This is a genomic window from Mesorhizobium sp. B2-7-2 (assembly GCF_006440775.1).
In the GTDB taxonomy this organism is placed as follows: domain Bacteria; phylum Pseudomonadota; class Alphaproteobacteria; order Rhizobiales; family Rhizobiaceae; genus Mesorhizobium.
The window spans coordinates 261,830-277,875 of the sequence record NZ_VFTZ01000003.1 but is presented as its reverse complement, the minus strand read 5'-3'; the positions used below and the strand labels follow the sequence as shown (position 1 = coordinate 277,875).

The window sequence follows — 16,046 nt, the reverse complement described above, 5'->3', positions numbered from 1 at the left end:
GGCGGGAAAGTCATCCGACCAGCACCCGCTCTATTCGGCGGGCTTGGATCCCGACGATCCCGTTTCCTTGCTCGATTTGGTGACGAGCTCCCGCAGCCATTTGCGGTGATGCCGCCAGGCCCAGCCGCCGGTCACCCGCCCACGCGTCATGGCCGGAATGGTACCGCGCACCCAGATGGCCGAATAGAAATGGACGATCCAGACGCCGATGATCGCCACCGCCGCTATGGAGTGGACAAGTATGGCCACGCGCTTCTGATCGATTGTCGTATACTGGGAGAAATACTGATCCCATGCCACCAGTCCACTGGAGATGAGGATCACAATCAGCACCGACATTGACCAGAAGACGAGTTTTTGGCCGGCATTGTATTTGCCGACTTCGGGAACATTGTCCTCGTGGTTGGCCAGCACGTCGCGGAAACGGCCGAGCCACGTCCCGTCCTCGCGTCTCCACAGATTGGCCTTCCAGAATCGAAGGAAAAGTCCAAGGAAGCTGAAGAAGAGCACAACGCCGATCCAGGGATGGATGAAGCGCGTGAACTGGCCCCCGCCGAAGAGGCCGGACAGGAAGAACAGGCTCGGGTGGAACATCGCAAGGCCGGACAGGGCGAGCAGGACCAGGCTCGCCGCCGTGATCCAGTGGTTGATCCGTGCCCCTACCGTGTAGCGGTCCACGATCACCGGCTTGCCGGGATGGACCTGTTCGTTCGGCTTGAGGTCATCGCCGGCCATGGCTGTCGCCCTCCGTCAGCTGTTCGGCGTGCTCCTCATCCGCCTCGGTTACCCTGTTCGGTCCCATGATCAAATGGTGGAGCAAGCCGACGCCGGCCGCCACGCCCAAGACCGTGAGGCCCGCATATTTGGTCACACCTTTCCAAGCCTCGACCAATGGACTGATCTTCGGATCCTTGGGCAGGCCGCTATAGATCTCCGGCTTGTCGGCATGATGCAGCACATACATCACATGTGTCCCGCCGACGCCCGGCGGATCATAGAGGCCGGCATTGACGAAGCCGCGCGACTTGAGGTCCTTGATGCGGCCGTCGGCATGCTGTTTCATCTCCTCCTTCGTACCGAACACGATCGCCTGGGTTGGGCAGGCCTTGGCGCAGGCCGGACCCTGACCGACCGCCACCCGGTCGGAGCAAAGCGTGCATTTGTAGGCCGTGTGGTCGACCTTGGAGATGCGCGGGATATTGAACGGACAGCCTTTGATGCAGTAGCCGCAGCCGATGCAGTTCTCGTGGACGAAATCGACGATGCCGTTCGAATATTGCACGATCGCGCCCGGTGCCGGACAGGCCTTGAGGCAGCCGGGATCGGCGCAATGCATGCAGCCGTCCTTGCGGATCAACCATTCGAGCTCGTTGGTCTCCGGGTTGTCCCATTCGCTGTAGCGCATCAGCGTGAACATGTCCGGCGTCAGGTCGGGCGGATTCTCGAAAGCGCCGGCGAAGACGCCGACCTCCGGATGCGTGTCGTTCCACTCGATGCAGGCTGTCTGGCAGGCCTTGCAGCCAATGCATTTCGAGACATCGATAAGCTTGGCGACTTCCGTCGGCTGCTTTTCCGGGGCAGGCACGGTCGACGCCGAGCGGCGGATGAGGTCCTTCTCGGAGAGACGCGCGGCCGTTTGCGTCGTCGAAGGGTTGGGAATGGGAGGAAACATCGCTCGCTCCTCCTATGCCACCGGCCCTGGCGCGGGCTCGATATTGACCAGGAACGCCTTGTACTCGGGCGTCTCGATATTGGCGTCGCCGACAAAGGGTGTGAGCATATTCGGGCCGAAGCCTTTCTTCGCCGCTCCCGTGAAGCCCCAGTGCAGGGGTATGCCGACGATGTGAATGGTCTTGCCGTCGCAGGTGAGCGGCCTGATCCGCTTGGTGACCATGGCCTTCGCCACAACCGAACCGCGCTTCGACCAGACGCGCACCCAGCCGCCCTTGGTGATGCCTTTCTCGGCCGCCAGCTGTTCCGAAATCTCCACGAAGAACTCCGGCTGCATCACCGCATTGACGATGACGTGCTTGGTCCAGAAGTGGAAATGCTCGGTCAGCCGGTAGGAGGTCGCCGCATAGGGGAACTCCGGCGAGGCCGCTTCGGCGAACTGGGCCATATCGCCTTGGAACACCCGCGCGGCGGGATTGCCGCGGACTTTGGGCGCCACTGGATTGACGATCGGCGACTCGAACGGCTCGTAATGCGCCGGGAATGGTCCGTCGCGCATCATGGTTCGGGTAAAGAGGCGCGAGACGCCTTCCGGGTTCATGATGAACGGGCCGACCTGATCGGGCTTGGCAGTGGGCAGAATGTCGGGCACGTCGTAGCCTGACCACTTCTGGCCATCCCATTCGATTACTTTGCGGCTTGGGTCCCAGGGTTTTCCGGTGAGGTCCGCCGACGCCCTGTTGTAGAGGATGCGGCGGTTGGCTGGCCATGAGAACGCCCATTTCGAATAGAAGCCGGCATCGTCGGGATCACTCGTATCCCGCCTTGCCATGTTGTTGCCGTTCTCGTTGAAGCAGCCGGAATAGATCCAGCAGCCGCAGGCGGTCGAGCCGTCGTCGCGCAGCGCGGCAAAGGCAGGCAGCAGCTTGCCGGCCTCGGCCAGTACTTTCGTCGGATCGGCCGTGTCGGTCACCTTGGCGAGCGCCCTGCCGTTGATCTCCTGGGCAAGCTCTTCGGCCTTCGGATCGCCGGGATCGGCATAAGGCCAGGTGAGCTTGACGATCGGATCGGGGAAAGCGCCGCCTTCCTTGGTGTAGAGCTCCTTCAGGCGCAGATAGAGCTGCGCCATGATCCACGTGTCGCGCTTGGCCTCCCCGGGGGGCGTGCCGCCGGCCCAATGCCACTGCAGCCAGCGCCCCGAATTGACCAGCGAACCGTCGTCCTCCGCGAAGCAGGTCGAGGGCAGCTGGTAGACCTCGGTCTGAATCTTCGTCGGATCGACATCGTTGTATGGCCCATGGTTCTCCCAAAACCGCCCCGTCTCCGTGTCCAACGGATCCATGATGACGAGGAATTTGAGCTTCGAGAGCGACTCGATCACCTTCTTCTTGTTCGGAGCCGCCTGCAGCGGGTTGAAGCCCTGACAGAAATAGCCGTTCATCTTGCCCTGGTGCATCAGCTCGAAAGCACGCAGCAGGTCGTAGCCCGGCACGTCGAGCTTCGGCAGATAGTCATAGGCGAAGTCGTTCTGCGGCGTTGCCGCATCGCCCCACATCGACTTTTGGAAGCTGACGAAGAACTTCTTGTAGTTCTGCCAGTAGCTCATCTGGTTCGGCCGCAGCGGCTTGAAGCCGCGCGTCGACATGTAGGTCGCGAGGTCCGGCTCCTTCTGCGTCGGCACCGTGAGATAACCCGGCAGCAGGTTCGACATCAGCCCGAGGTCGGTCAGCCCCTGGATGTTCGAATGGCCGCGCAGCGCGTTCATGCCGCCGCCGCGAATGCCGATATTGCCGAGCACAAGCTGCAGCATCGCCATGGCACGGATGTTTTGCGAGCCCTTCGAGTGCTGCGTCCAGCCGAGCGCATACATCGACGTCATCGCCTTGTTCGGCGCGGACGTTTCGGCAACCATCTTGGCCACCTTCAGGAATCTCTCCTTCGGCGTGCCGCAGATGCGTTCGACCATCTCCGGCGTATAGACCGCGACGTGGTTCTTGAGCAGGTTCCAGACGCAACGGGGATTGGCCAGGGTTTCGTCGACAACGGCGAAGCCGTCGGGGCCGATGTCGTAGTCCCAGGTAGACTTGTCGTAGTCGCGCTTCGCCTCGTCATAGCCGGAGAAGAGGCCGTCCTGAAATGTGAAGCCCTGCTTGACGACATAGGACGCGTTGGTGAAGGCCTTCACATAATCCCATTGCACCTTGTCGTTCTGGATGCAGTGGTTGATCAGGCCGAGCAGGAAGGCGATGTCCGTCCCCTGGCGAATCGGCGCATAGAGGTCGGAAACCGAGGCTGACCGCGTGAAGCGCGGATCGATGACGATGAGCTTGGCGCCGCGGTTTGCCTTCGCTTCGGTGACCCATTTGAAGCCGCAGGGATGCGCTTCCGCGGCATTGCCGCCCATGATCACGACAAGATCTGTGTTCCTGATGTCGGTCCAGGAATTGGTCATCGCGCCACGGCCGAATGTTGGGGCGAGACTCGCCACCGTCGGGCCGTGTCAGACACGTGCCTGGTTGTCGAACGCCAGTATGCCCGTGCTGCGGACTACCTTGTAGGTCGCGAACGCGGTTTCATTGGTCGAAGCCGAGGCGGCGAGGAAGCCTGTGGTGAGCCACCGGTTGACCGTCACGCCGTCATTGTTCTTCGCGACGAAGTTCTTGTCGCGATCGTCTTTCATCAGGCGGGCGATGCGGTCGAGCGCGTCTTCCCAGCCTATAGGCTCGAACTTGTCGGACCCGGGCTTGCGGATCATCGGATGCCGCAGCCGGGTTGGAGATTTCACGAAGCCGAGCAGGGCCGATCCCTTGGGGCACAAGGTGCCGCGATTGGTCGGGTGGTCGGTATCGCCTTCGATATGGGTGATGTCGGCCTGTTCGCCCTTTCTAAGATCGCCTTTCGAATACAGTATGATGCCGCAGGCCACCGAACAGTACGGGCAAGTGTTGCGCGTCTCGGTCGTGTTGGCGAGCTTGAAGGACCGTATCGCCGCCGCATGCGCGGCCTCGATGTCGGCAAAGCCGAAAGCTCCCAATGTCGTGCCGGCGAGACCCGCGCCCGCCGTCTGCAGGAACGCGCGCCGTGAAAGTTCAACATTCATCTGGGTTTTCCTCCCGAATTCCATGCCCATACGAGCATCCAGAACCAAGGGACATGCACGCCATTTTGAGCCAAATTGGCGTAATGTCAAAAACTTAGAGCGCAGATCAGCGTCGGCAAATGCTTCGCGCAGGAAAAATGCGATTGACGTTTTTTGGAACGTGACCCTACAGTAAGGCGTGGTGTTGGAAACGGCTCCCGCGTCGCGGGGCGATATCACCGAAGCACCTCCGCGCCTGACCAGCCTTGCTCATGGCAGTGGCTGCGGGTGCAAGCTGGCGCCCTCCGTCCTTCAGCAGCTTCTTGCCGAACAGCCGGTTCCCAGCCCCTTCAGGCAGCTCCTTGTCGGTACCGAAACTGGAGACGATGCCGCGGTCTGGCAGATCGACGACACGACCTGCGTGATTGCAACCACCGATTTCTTCATGCCGATGGTGGACGATCCGTACGACTTCGGCCGGATTGCGGCGACCAATGCACTTTCTGACGTCTATGCAATGGGCGGGCGGCCAATTATGGCCCTGGTCATCCTTGGAATGCCAATCGAGAAACTGCCGACGGACATCATCCGGGAAATCTTGAAGGGCGGCCACGACATTTGCGCCACAGCCGGGATACCCATCGCCGGCGGCCATTCGATCGACTCGCCGGAACCGATCTACGGGCTTGCCGTAATCGGCACCTGCCGGCCGACGGACATCCGACGCAATTCGGGGGCCAAGGCGGGAGACGCCCTGATCGTGACAAAGGGACTCGGCGTTGGGATTTATTCCGCGGCCATCAAAAGGCAGGCGTTGCCGCCCGGCTGCTACGAAGAGATGATCGCCTCGACGACCCTTCTCAACCGGATTGGAGCGGAGCTCGCCGAGGACGTAAGCGTGCATGCGATCACTGATGTGACCGGGTTCGGCTTGATCGGGCATGCCCTTGAGATGGCGCGCGGCTCCGACTGCGCGCTCGTCATTTGCGATCACGACGTTCCCGTCTTTGAAGAAGCGGCAGCGCTCGCGGAGCGAGGTTTCGTCACCGGCGCATCGCGGCGCAACTGGTCGAGCTATGGTGATGCAGTGCTCCTGCCGTCGGATATGCCGGAGTGGCGGCGCCATCTTCTCACCGATCCGCAGACTTCAGGCGGGCTGCTGATAGCCTGCGATCCTGACCGTGCCGGTGCATTGGTCGAGAGAATTGTCGCTAGCGGCTATCCGTCGGCAGCGATGATCGGATATGTCAAGCGCGGCCAACCAGCCCTAGTGATCGAGGACTGAGCGACCGGCATCTCCTGCTGTCGCTGTCGTCATCGTCGAACGCTGGGGAAAACCAGCGGGAACCTGGGGCGCGGTTAGGCGACACTGGGTCAAGCTGGCCGGCGACCGTGCCGTTCACCACTCGGCGAAGGAGCCGTCTTTGTGGCGCCAGATCGGGTTGCGCCAGCTGTGGCCTTCCCTGGCGCGCTCCTTGACATAGTCCTCGTCGATGACGACGCCCAGGCCCGGGCCGTCGGGAATGGCGACATAGCCGTCCTCATAGCGGAAGACGTCCTTGTTGGCGGCATAGTCGAGCAGGTCGTTGCCGGCGTTGTAGTGGATGCCCAGGCTCTGCTCCTGGATGAAGCAATTGTAGCTCACGGCGTCGAGCTGCAGGCACGCGGCCAGCGCGATGGGCCCCAGCGGACAATGCGGCGCCACAGCCACGTCATAGGCTTCGGCCATCGCCGCGATCTTGCGGCATTCGGTGATGCCGCCGGCATGCGACAGATCCGGCTGGATGATGTCGACGACCGCCTCCTCGAACACCGATTTGAAATCCCAGCGGCTGTAGAGCCGTTCGCCGAGCGCGACCGGCGTCGAGCCGAGCGCGGCGATCTCCTTCAGCGCCTCTCGGTTTTCGCTAAGCACCGGCTCTTCTATGAACATCAGCCGGTATGGCTCCAGCTCCTTGACCAGGATACGCGCCATCGGCCGGTGCACGCGGCCGTGGAAATCGACGGCGATGCCGATATTCGGCCCGACCGCCTCGCGCACCATGGCAACGCGCTCGACCACGGCGTCGATCTTGTCGTGGCTGTCGACGATCTGCAGTTCCTCGGTGCCGTTCATCTTGAGCGCGTGGAAGCCGCGTGCCACCACTTCCCTGGCGCCCGCCGCGACTTCCGCCGGCCGGTCGCCGCCGACCCAGGAATAGACCTTGATCGTGTCGCGCAGTTTGCCGCCGAGCAGTTCGTGCACGGGTACGCCGAGCGCCTTGCCCTTGATGTCCCACAGCGCCTGATCGATGCCGGCGATGGCGCTCATCAGGATCGGCCCGCCGCGGTAGAAGCCGCCGCGATGCATCACCGTCCAGTGATCCTCAATCAGGCGAGGATCCTTGCCGATGAGGTAGTCGGCGAATTCCTTGACCGCCGCCTCGACGGTCAGCGCCCGGCCTTCGATGACGGGCTCGCCCCAGCCGGTGACGCCGGCATCGGTCTCGATCTTGAGGAACAGCCAGCGCGGCGGCACGATGTAGGTGGTGAGCGAGGTGATTTTCATGCGATCCGTCTCAGTTGTTCTTGAGTTTTTTGGCGCTGAGCAGATCGCGCGCCGCAAGATTGAGGATATTGGTCGCCGCGCCCCGCGCCGCGGTAGCATCGCGCATGCGCAGCGCCTCCACCACCTCGCGGTGCGCCGCCACCGCTTCCATGCGCCTTTCCAGCGAGATCGTCGCTGAGGCTTCCAGCGAGAACTTCAGCCCGGTGTCGATCAGATTGCCGATCTGCCGAAAGATCGGGTTGTGGCTTGCGGCATAGACGATCTGGTGGAAGGCAATGTCGCTGCGCGAGAAGGCGGCGAGGTCCTCGCCTGCGCCGGCCATGCCGCGCCATGCCGCTTCGAGGTCGGCAACTTCCTGCAGTGTCGCACGCGTGGCGGCGAGTTCGGCAACCAATGGTTCGATGGCGCGGCGCGTTTCTAGGATGGCGTCGAATAGCTTGTCGTCGAGCGCATGCGGCGCGTGCCAGGCCAGCACCTGCGGATCGATAATGTTCCAGTTGTCCTGTTCACATACGACCGTGCCGATGCGTGGCCGCGACAGCACCAGTCCCTTGGCGGCCAGCACTTTGAGAGCCTCGCGGATGACGGTGCGGCTGACGCCGTATTCGATGCCGAGATCATTTTCGGTCGGCAGGGAGGAGCCTGCCGGATAGCGTCCGGAAAAAATGTCCGAGGCGAGCGCCTTCGTTACATCGGGCATCACGCGCGGCCGGCGGGTAGCGGTGTCGCCTTGTGCCTTCTTCGAAGTTTCGGTCACCTCAGCCCTCCTCCAAGGCGGCGAACCTGTCGGTTTCGCACAACCGGCCTTACCGGATGCGGGTCAATTGCGCCAGCGATCCCTGGTCAGAGCATGTATCTTAATTATCATACCAGATCAATTGACGAGTATGATAAAAACAACTAGAAACTCCAGCACCCGGGCTCAAGCGCCCGGCCATCGCTGGGAGGTAATCATGCGACTTTTGAAGACCGCGCTCGTCGCGGGCGCGCTTGCCGTGCTGTCCGTCACGACCATCGCTGCCTATGCTCAGGACACCAAGATCGGCTTCATCGTCAAACAGCCGGAGGAGCCGTGGTTCCAGGATGAATGGAAGTTCGCCGACCAGGCTGCCAAGGAAAAGGGTTTCACTCTCGTCAAGATCGGCGCCGAGGACGGCGAGAAGCTGATGTCGGCGATCGACAATCTAGGCGCTCAAGGAGCGCAAGGCTTCGTCGTCTGCACGCCGGACGTGAAACTCGGCCCAGGCATCGTCGCCAAGGCCGCCGCCAACAATCTCAAGCTGATGACGGTGGACGACCGCCTCGTCGGCGCCGACGGCAAGCCGCTGGAAGACGTGCCGCATATGGGCATTTCGGCCACCAAGATCGGCGAGGCGGTTGGTCAGGCCATCGTCGACGAGATGAAGGCGCGCGGCTGGAAGATGGACGAGGTCGGCGCGATCCGCGTTTCATACGATCAGCTGCCGACAGCCGTCGACCGTGTTGAAGGCGCGATTTCGGTGCTGAAAGCCGCCGGCTTCAAGACCCAGAACATCTTCGACGCCCCGCAAGCCAAGACCGACACGGAAGCGGCCCTCAACGCCGCGACTGTGGTGCTCAATGCCCATGCCGACATCAAGAAGTGGATTGCCTTCGGCCTCAACGACGAGGCCGTGCTGGGCGCCGTTCGCGCTTCCGAAAGTGTCGGCATTCCCGCCGACGGCATGATCGGCGTCGGCATCGGCGGCGCGGAATCGGCGATCAACGAGTTCAAGAAGCCCGCCGCGACCGGCTTCGTCGGCACCGTGATCATCTCACCGAAGCGGCATGGTTATGAGACCGCGCTCAACATGTATGACTGGATCGCCAACAACAAGGAGCCGGCGAAGCTGACGCTGACCGCGGGCGCGCTGGCCAAGCGCGACGACTACCAGAAGGTGCGCAAGGACCTCGGCATCGAATAATCCTCCCTGTACAAACAGGCGGCGGCTTGATGCCGCCGCCTGTTTGGCGTGCCCAAGAAGGATCGAAGCCCCGTGTCCTTTCTCGAATTCTCCAACGTTACCAAGACCTATCCGGGCGTCAGGGCTCTGTCCGATGTGTCGTTCGGCGTCGAAAAGGGCGCCGTGCACGGATTGATGGGTGAGAACGGCGCTGGCAAATCAACTCTGATCAAGATCCTGTCCGGCGACCAGCATGCCGATACCGGCGAAATAACCATCGACGGCAAGGTCCAGGCTTATACCTCGACCCGCGACGCCTTCGACAATGGCGTCATCGTCATCCATCAGGAACTGCAGCTTGTTCCGGAACTCACCGTCGCCGAGAATCTCAGCCTCGGGCGCTTTCCCGCCAGCGCCGGCGTCATCGCGCGCGGCAGGATGCTGGAGGATGTCGGCGCCAAGCTGAAATCGGCCGGCATCGACATCGACATGCGCCGCAAGGTCAAGACGCTGTCGATCGGCGAACGCCAGATGGTCGAGATCGCCAAGGCGATCATGCTCGATGCGCGCGTCATCGCGCTGGACGAGCCGACCTCGTCGCTGTCCTCCCGCGAAAGCGAAATCCTGTTCGCCCTGATCGACCGGCTGCGTGGCGAAGGCAAGGTGATCATCTATGTGTCGCACCGCCTCGACGAGGTGTTCCGGCTCTGCGACAGCCTGACGGTGCTGCGCGACGGCAAGCTCGCCGCGCACCATCAATCGCTGAAGGATGTCACCCGCGATCAGATCGTGGCCGAAATGGTCGGCCGCGAGATTTCCGACATCTGGGGTTTTCGGCCGCGCAAGGCGCGAGAGGCTCGCCTCAAGGTCGACAATCTGAGCGGCGCCAGGCTGCGCACGCCGGCAAGCTTCGAAGCCCGCGCCGGCGAGATCGTCGGCTTCTTCGGCCTCATCGGCGCCGGCCGATCCGAACTGATGCGGCTTGTCTTCGGCGCCGATCCGCGTTCGGGCGGCACGATCACGGTCGACGGCAAGACAATTGCCGCCGCCAGCCCGCATGACGCGATCAGGGCCGGCATCGTGCTATGCTCGGAAGACCGCAAGCATGACGGCATCATCCAGGGCCGCTCGATCGAGGAGAACATCAACATCTCGTCCAGGCGCCATCACACGCGCTTCGGCGTCCTGAACCGTGCCAGCGAGATCGCGACGGCCGAAACCTTCATCAAGAAGCTCAAGGTGCGCACGCCTTCGCGCAAGCAGGATATCGTCAACTTGTCCGGCGGCAACCAGCAGAAGGTCATCCTCGGCCGCTGGCTGTCCGAACAGGACATACGCGTGCTGATCGTCGACGAGCCGACGCGCGGCATCGATATCGGCGCCAAATCGGAAATCTACGAACTGCTCTACCAGCTTGCCGAAGAGGGCATGGCGATCGTCGTCGTCTCCTCCGAGCTGCCGGAAGTGATGGGCATTTGCGACCGCATCCTGGTGATGTGTGGCGGGCGCATCAGCGCCGAGCTCGCGCGCGACCAGTTCGCCGAGAAGGCAATCCTGGCCGCAGCTCTTCCCGACAAGAAAACCCCCGACGCGATCGCATCCTGAGGACATCTGCCATGACCGGTCAGTTGAAGAAGATCGTGCTCGGCGAACAGGGGCTCGTCGTCATCTTCATCGTCGCCTTCGCGCTGGTGTCGCTGCTGGTGCCGAACTTCCTCACCGACCGCAACATGCTTGGCCTGCTTCAGTCCGTGGTCACCGTCGGTATCGTCGCCTGCACCATGATGTTCTGCCTTGCCGCGCGCGACTTCGATCTGTCGGTCGGCTCGATCGTCGCCTTCGCCGGCATGGTCGCCGTGATGGCATCGAACGCGTCGGGCTCGATCCTGCTCGGGCTTCTCGCTGCAATCGCCTGCGGCACCTTTGTCGGCTTCATCAACGGCGTCGTCATCGCCAAATTCCGCATCAACGCGCTGATCACCACGCTGGCCACAATGCAGATCGTGCGCGGCCTCGCGTTGATTTCGTCCGACGGCCGCGCCGTTGGCATCAACAGCCCGGATTTCTACCAGCTGGCACTGTCGAAACTGCTCGGCATACCGACGCCGATCTGGGTGCTGGCCATACTGTTCGGGATCTTCGGCTTCGTGCTCAACCGAACCGTCTTCGGCAAGAATACACTGGCCATCGGCGGCAATCCGGAAGCCTCGCGGCTGGCCGGCGTCAATGTCGACAGGACGCGCATCTGGATCTTCGCGCTGCAAGGCTTCGTCTGCGGTATCGCGGGCATCCTTTTGGCCTCACGCATCACCTCAGGCCAGCCCAACGCGGCGGTTGGCTTGGAGCTCTCCGTTATCTCGGCTTGCGTCCTCGGCGGCGTCTCGCTGGCCGGCGGTCGCGCCGCCATGTCGGGCGTCATCGTTGGCGTGCTGATCATGGGTATCGCCGAGAACGTGATGAACCTACTCAACATCGCGGCTTTCTACCAATACATCGTGCGCGGAGTGATCCTGTTGCTCGCGGTGCTGCTCGACAATCTCCGCTCGTCGGCATTCGGAAGGCGCTGAGCCGGGCGATCGCATGTCACCCTGGATACTCATCGAGAACGATCGGTTGAGCGTCCGGATCAGCCCGCAGGGAGGCGCTGTCGTCGACGGGCATACGGCCGAAGGGGTGCCATTCCTGCGTCCCTACAAAGGCGAGGCCGAATTCGACGTTGCGGATTGCGCCTGCTTTCCTTTGGTGCCGATCGGCAATCGCGTTGAAGGCAACGCTTTCTCCTGCGGCGGCCGAACGTTCCGATTGGCGCCCAATGCGCCCGATCCTCTATTCATTCATGGAGATGGATGGCTCGATGCCTGGGAGGTGACCGAGCGCCGAGCCGGTCATGTCGAGCTGTGCTTTGACAAGCCGGAGGGTTTCGGTTCGCCCCATGCTTATCACGCGCGACAGTCGTTCAGCCTTTCGTGCGCGCGCCTGGCGCTCCAGATCTCGGTCACCAACACCGGCGAAATCGCCCTTCCCTTCGGCCTCGGCTTTCATCCCTTCTTTCCACGAACGCCGCTGACCACCCTTTTCGCGCCTGCCAGCGACTGGTGGACCGAACGCGCAGGACATCTGCCGGGGGAGCGGGTTGCGCTGGCGGACGATGTCGATTTCTCAACGCCGCGCCGACTGCCCGACCGTTGGCTGAACAATTGTTTCGAAGGCTGGAGCGGAAAGGCGCGGATCGCTTGGCCGGAACAAAGGCTGGGACTTGAAATCGAGGCCAGCCCGGCACTCCGCCGCTACATGCTCTATGCGCCGGACAGCGACCGCAGCTTCTTCTGTCTGGAGCCGATGAGCCACGCCCCTAATGCGCTGAAGCATTTGGAGACCGACCCAAGGGGACTTGTAATGCTTGCTCCCGGCGGCATTTTCAGCGCGGAATTCGCAATGACTGTCTTCGACTGGAGTAACAACCATGGTTGATCGGCTGTTCGGCAAACGCATCTTCCTGACGGGCGCCGCGCAAGGCATCGGACTGGCCATAGCCGAGGCGTGCCTTGCCGAAGGGGCAAGGCTGTTCTTGGTCGACCGCGATGGGGACCTGCTCGACCGGACCGTCGCCGGCCTGTCCGCGCCGCAAGGTCATATCGGACATACCACCGCGGATGTCAGTGACGGGGCCGCTATCGCCGATGCCGTCACGAGGGCCGACAGGGAAATCGGCCCTATCAACGCGCTGATCAACAATGCAGGAATGAACGTGTTTTCAACACCGCTGGAGGCGACCGAAGAAGAGTGGAACCGCAATTTCGATGTCAATGTCAAAGGTGCCTGGAACTGCAGCAAGGCGGCACTTCCGGGAATGATTGAAAACGGTGGCGGCACCATCCTCAACATCGCTTCGACCCACAGCTTCACGATCATCCCGCACACCTTCCCCTACCCGGTCGCCAAACATGCGCTGCTCGGCCTAACGAGATCGCTGGCTCTCGAATACGCCGCTCGGGGTATAAGGGTGAATGCACTGGCGCCTGGCTATGTGGAGACGCGAAAGGTGATCGACTACTGGAACAGCTTTCCCGATCCGGCCGCAGCACGGGCCAAAACAATGGCGTTGCATCCCGGCGGTGGCATCGCGTCGGTCCGCGAAATCGCCCTTGCGGCGGTGTTTATGATTTCCGACGAATGCCCCTTCATGAATGCCGCATGCCTTGTCGTCGATGGCGGGCTCAGCCAGCTTCAACACGCGGTGTAAGGCTGGCCGGCGGCCAGCCAGCCCCACCTATGCGAGGATACGGGCCGTATTCATCACCACATTCCGCTCACCACTTCACGCTGAAACCGAGCTTTGCGCCGATTGCCCGGCTGTCGCCGAAGTTTTTCAGGCTCGATTTGGCGAAGGCCTCGCCGTAGACCATGTAGCGGTCGTCGGCCCAGGAGAGCGATCCGCCGACACCCAGCCCGCCCCAGAGCGGCTGGTCGTGCTCATGCAGCGCCGTGCCCGACACATCCACGTCGTTGCCGTCCAGGAAATCGTAATAGAGGTTGGCGATGCCGTAGAGGTGCGAGCGGCTGATCTTGCCTTGCGCGCCCGTCCAGGCATCCTCATAGTCCAGCGACAGGCCGGCGCGGCCGATCAGAACATCGCTGCCGCTCAGCGATACCGCCGCATAGAACGGGTCGGTGAAACTGCTGAAGCGCACCGAGGAATAAGCAAGCTGAGCCTGCGGCGTCAGCGTCCATTTTCCCTGCAGCGCAAGCTTCTGGCCGGCTTCGATGCTCAGCGCATAGCCAAATCCGTTGTTGCCCTTGGCAAGCTCGCTGCCCAGCGTGGCCTATCTCAAGTTGCTGTCATACCACGTCACCTCGCTCTGAGCGTCGGTGTAGAAGCCGTTGTCGCCATACCAGGTCAGCGTGCCGCCGAAGCCGTAACTGGTGGCCTGGATCGAGCCGACACCGTAGATCGACAAGATATCCGACGAGGCGGTCCCGTAGCGTGGGGTCGCCAAAGGAACTTGGCTAACCGAAGGGAGAAATAGGCGCCAAATCGTTGATAAATAACGATAATGGTGGGCCGGAGGATGTGAAACTGCTAAGGAAAATCAATGGTTTAGCGGATGATTAGCCAACCCATATTCTTCGTATGATCTCGTATGTCCGGCGGGTCGCGAAAGGAGCCGGGTCGATGCTTCAGTCGGTCATTCTTCCCCCAGAGCCATCAGCCAGCGCCCGCGGCGGACTGGCCAATATCTATGGTTCCGTTCGCATCAGACGGCCCTGTTCTGCGTCGGCGCGCGACCGCCGCCGTCAGCGACGAGCACTGCTCCGGTGACGAAGGACGCCTCGTCGGAGGCCAGGAACAGGCAGCAATTGGCGATCTCGGCCGGCTCGGCCACGCGCCGCAGCGCAATGCGGCCGGTGAGCGCGGCGAACTCCTCTTCGGGCGTCGTGCCGCGGGCGGCGGCCGCAACTTCCATTTCGTAGACGCTCATCGGCGTGCGTACCCAGCCCGGCGCCACCGCATTTGCGCGAATCCCGTCGGGCCCGTGCGCGTAGGCCAGCGAGCGGGTATAAGAAACGAGAGCGGCCTTGCTTGCCGAATAGGCGGCGTTCTGGCCGCTGGCGTTGAAGGCGCCGACGGAGGCGATGTTGACGATCGCGCCGCCGCGTTCCTTGAGCAGCGGCAGGGCGGCGCGGCAGACCATCATCGAACCAGTGACGTTGACGGCAAAGCTCTTCGCCCAGGTTTCGTCGCTCAGTGTCTCTGGCTCGTCGAGGATCATCACGCCGACGGCATTGACGACTATGTCGAGGCGGTCGCTGCAGGCGTCGATAGCGCGGGCAATATCACCCACCTGCGTGATGTCGCCGTGCACGGCGATGCCGCCGCTGGCCTTCGCCGCTTCCTCCAGCACGTCCCCGCCATGGCCGAAGGCGACGACCTTGGCGCCGTGGCGGCCGAACAGCTCGGCTGTGGCGCGGCCCATGCCGGTGGCCGCACCGGTGACCAGTGCGTTACGGCCGTCGAGGCGGCGGCTCATGCGAGCCCCCAGTGCCGCTCGACGGCATAGCCGGTCTCGGGCAAGGTCGAGCCGCCATCGACGACGATGGTCTGGCCTGTGGTATATTTCGCCTGCTCGGACGCGAGGTAGAGCATGGCGTAGGCAATGTCATCGGCCTCGCCGAGTTGGCCCATGGGGATGAACCGGCCGAGCCGACCCGCCACCTCGGGCTTGCTCATCGTGCCGCGGCCGGGCTTGGCGATGAAGCCAGGTTCGACGCCGTTGACGGTGATGCCGTCGCGCGCGAATTCGAAGGCCGCACCCCGGATGAAAGCATTGACGCCGGCCTTGGCCGCCGAATAGTGCACGCCGCCCGCCATGGCGACGCGCGCCGACACCGACGAGGTGACGAGGATGCGGCCGAAGCCGTTGGCGCCCATCGCCGGAGACGCCGCCTGCGCCAGCCAGAAGCAGGACTTCAGGTTGACCGCCAGCGCCTCTTCGAGCTTGTCCTCATCAAGCTCCTCGACCGAGGCCCAGGGGCAGCCGCCGGCGTTGTGGACGACGATGTCGAGGCGGCCGGCCTCGCGCACGATTTCGCCGACAAGCCGATGGAGCGCGGCGCGGTCGAGTCCGGCAAGCGGGACCGTGCGAACGGAAAGACCGCGCGCCGAGAGGTCGGCCGCCAGCGCCTCCGCTACATTCAATGTGCGGTTGGCGATGAAGACCGAGGCGCCGGCCTCGGCGAAGCACGTGACGATGGCGGCGCCGATACCGCGCCCGCCGCCGGTCACCAGCGTCACCCTGCCCGTGAGGTCGAACGGGTTCGCCATCGC

Annotated in this window: 13 protein-coding genes and 1 pseudogene; 6 read left to right on the top strand and 8 right to left on the bottom strand. The window is 62.8% G+C overall.

Going from position 1 to position 16,046, the window contains the following annotated elements; genetic code table 11:
- Window positions 1-30: 30 nt before the first annotated feature.
- Genes FJ425_RS06245 through fdnG form a run of 3 tightly spaced genes read right to left on the bottom strand, consistent with a single transcriptional unit; the run spans window position 31 to window position 4,771 of the window.
- Entirely contained in the window at window positions 31-735 is a 705-nt protein-coding gene (locus tag FJ425_RS06245; protein WP_140543931.1) for a formate dehydrogenase subunit gamma, read from the bottom strand.
- Window positions 722-1,672: a formate dehydrogenase subunit beta gene (fdxH, locus tag FJ425_RS06240; protein ID WP_140722394.1), complete on the bottom strand. Its 951-nt coding sequence runs from the start codon at window positions 1,670-1,672 to the stop codon at window positions 722-724. The genes FJ425_RS06245 and fdxH overlap by 14 nt, the downstream gene beginning before the upstream one ends.
- Before the next feature lie 12 nt (window positions 1,673-1,684).
- The gene (gene fdnG / locus FJ425_RS06235; RefSeq protein ID WP_140722391.1) at window positions 1,685-4,771 is read right to left on the bottom strand and encodes a formate dehydrogenase-N subunit alpha; all 3,087 of its coding nucleotides are present in this window, start codon (window positions 4,769-4,771) and stop codon (window positions 1,685-1,687) included.
- Between the two features lie 214 nt (window positions 4,772-4,985).
- Between fdnG and selD the strand changes: the two genes are divergently transcribed.
- The gene (gene selD / locus FJ425_RS06230; RefSeq protein WP_140722531.1) at window positions 4,986-6,035 is read left to right on the top strand and encodes a selenide, water dikinase SelD; all 1,050 of its coding nucleotides are present in this window, start codon (window positions 4,986-4,988) and stop codon (window positions 6,033-6,035) included.
- A 114-nt stretch (window positions 6,036-6,149) separates the two neighbouring features.
- Here selD and dgoD read toward each other — a convergent pair whose 3' ends face one another.
- Window positions 6,150-7,298, bottom strand: a complete 1,149-nt coding sequence (dgoD, locus tag FJ425_RS06225) for a galactonate dehydratase (protein ID WP_140722389.1) — start codon at window positions 7,296-7,298, stop codon at window positions 6,150-6,152.
- A gap of 10 nt (window positions 7,299-7,308) precedes the next feature.
- On the bottom strand, window positions 7,309-7,998 hold the full coding sequence (locus FJ425_RS06220) for a FadR/GntR family transcriptional regulator (RefSeq protein WP_246677896.1): 690 nt from the start codon (window positions 7,996-7,998) through the stop codon (window positions 7,309-7,311).
- A gap of 253 nt (window positions 7,999-8,251) precedes the next feature.
- On the opposite strand from FJ425_RS06220, the gene FJ425_RS06215 reads away from it, so the two are divergent.
- From FJ425_RS06215 to FJ425_RS06195, 5 genes are all read left to right on the top strand, one after another.
- Entirely contained in the window at window positions 8,252-9,241 is a 990-nt protein-coding gene (locus FJ425_RS06215; RefSeq protein ID WP_140722383.1) for an arabinose ABC transporter substrate-binding protein, read from the top strand.
- A 72-nt stretch (window positions 9,242-9,313) separates the two neighbouring features.
- On the top strand, window positions 9,314-10,825 hold the full coding sequence (araG, locus tag FJ425_RS06210; protein ID WP_140722380.1) for an L-arabinose ABC transporter ATP-binding protein AraG: 1,512 nt from the start codon (window positions 9,314-9,316) through the stop codon (window positions 10,823-10,825).
- Between the two features lie 11 nt (window positions 10,826-10,836).
- Window positions 10,837-11,787, top strand: a complete 951-nt coding sequence (gene araH / locus FJ425_RS06205; RefSeq protein ID WP_140722377.1) for an L-arabinose ABC transporter permease AraH — start codon at window positions 10,837-10,839, stop codon at window positions 11,785-11,787.
- Between the two features lie 13 nt (window positions 11,788-11,800).
- Window positions 11,801-12,691 carry an aldose 1-epimerase gene (locus FJ425_RS06200; RefSeq protein ID WP_140722374.1) on the top strand — a complete coding sequence of 297 codons (891 nt, stop codon included), beginning with the start codon at window positions 11,801-11,803 and terminating at the stop codon, window positions 12,689-12,691.
- Entirely contained in the window at window positions 12,684-13,463 is a 780-nt protein-coding gene (locus FJ425_RS06195; protein ID WP_140543913.1) for an SDR family oxidoreductase, read from the top strand. The genes FJ425_RS06200 and FJ425_RS06195 overlap by 8 nt, the downstream gene beginning before the upstream one ends.
- Before the next feature lie 67 nt (window positions 13,464-13,530).
- Here the strand turns inward: FJ425_RS06195 and FJ425_RS06190 are convergent.
- From FJ425_RS06190 to FJ425_RS06180, 3 genes and pseudogenes are all read right to left on the bottom strand, one after another.
- Window positions 13,531-14,217 (bottom strand): annotated as a pseudogene (locus FJ425_RS06190) (autotransporter outer membrane beta-barrel domain-containing protein).
- A 258-nt stretch (window positions 14,218-14,475) separates the two neighbouring features.
- Entirely contained in the window at window positions 14,476-15,249 is a 774-nt protein-coding gene (locus FJ425_RS06185) for an SDR family oxidoreductase (protein WP_140722371.1), read from the bottom strand.
- On the bottom strand, window positions 15,246-16,043 hold the full coding sequence (locus tag FJ425_RS06180; RefSeq protein WP_140722368.1) for an SDR family oxidoreductase: 798 nt from the start codon (window positions 16,041-16,043) through the stop codon (window positions 15,246-15,248). The genes FJ425_RS06185 and FJ425_RS06180 overlap by 4 nt, the downstream gene beginning before the upstream one ends.
- Window positions 16,044-16,046: the final 3 nt, after the last annotated feature.

Excerpts from the sequence above, each read along its gene's own strand:
- FJ425_RS06245 (WP_140543931.1), bottom strand. The coding sequence starts at position 735 with ATGGCCGGCGATGACCTCAAGCCGAACGAACAGGTCCATCCCGGCAAG.
- fdxH (WP_140722394.1), bottom strand. The coding sequence starts at position 1,672 with ATGTTTCCTCCCATTCCCAACCCTTCGACGACGCAAACGGCCGCGCGT.
- dgoD (WP_140722389.1), bottom strand. The coding sequence starts at position 7,298 with ATGAAAATCACCTCGCTCACCACCTACATCGTGCCGCCGCGCTGGCTG.
- FJ425_RS06220 (WP_246677896.1), bottom strand. The coding sequence starts at position 7,998 with ATGCCCGATGTAACGAAGGCGCTCGCCTCGGACATTTTTTCCGGACGC.
- FJ425_RS06215 (WP_140722383.1), top strand. The coding sequence starts at position 8,252 with ATGCGACTTTTGAAGACCGCGCTCGTCGCGGGCGCGCTTGCCGTGCTG.
- araH (WP_140722377.1), top strand. The coding sequence starts at position 10,837 with ATGACCGGTCAGTTGAAGAAGATCGTGCTCGGCGAACAGGGGCTCGTC.
- FJ425_RS06200 (WP_140722374.1), top strand. The coding sequence starts at position 11,801 with ATGTCACCCTGGATACTCATCGAGAACGATCGGTTGAGCGTCCGGATC.
- FJ425_RS06195 (WP_140543913.1), top strand. The coding sequence starts at position 12,684 with ATGGTTGATCGGCTGTTCGGCAAACGCATCTTCCTGACGGGCGCCGCG.
- FJ425_RS06185 (WP_140722371.1), bottom strand. The coding sequence starts at position 15,249 with ATGAGCCGCCGCCTCGACGGCCGTAACGCACTGGTCACCGGTGCGGCC.
- FJ425_RS06180 (WP_140722368.1), bottom strand. The coding sequence starts at position 16,043 with ATGGCGAACCCGTTCGACCTCACGGGCAGGGTGACGCTGGTGACCGGC.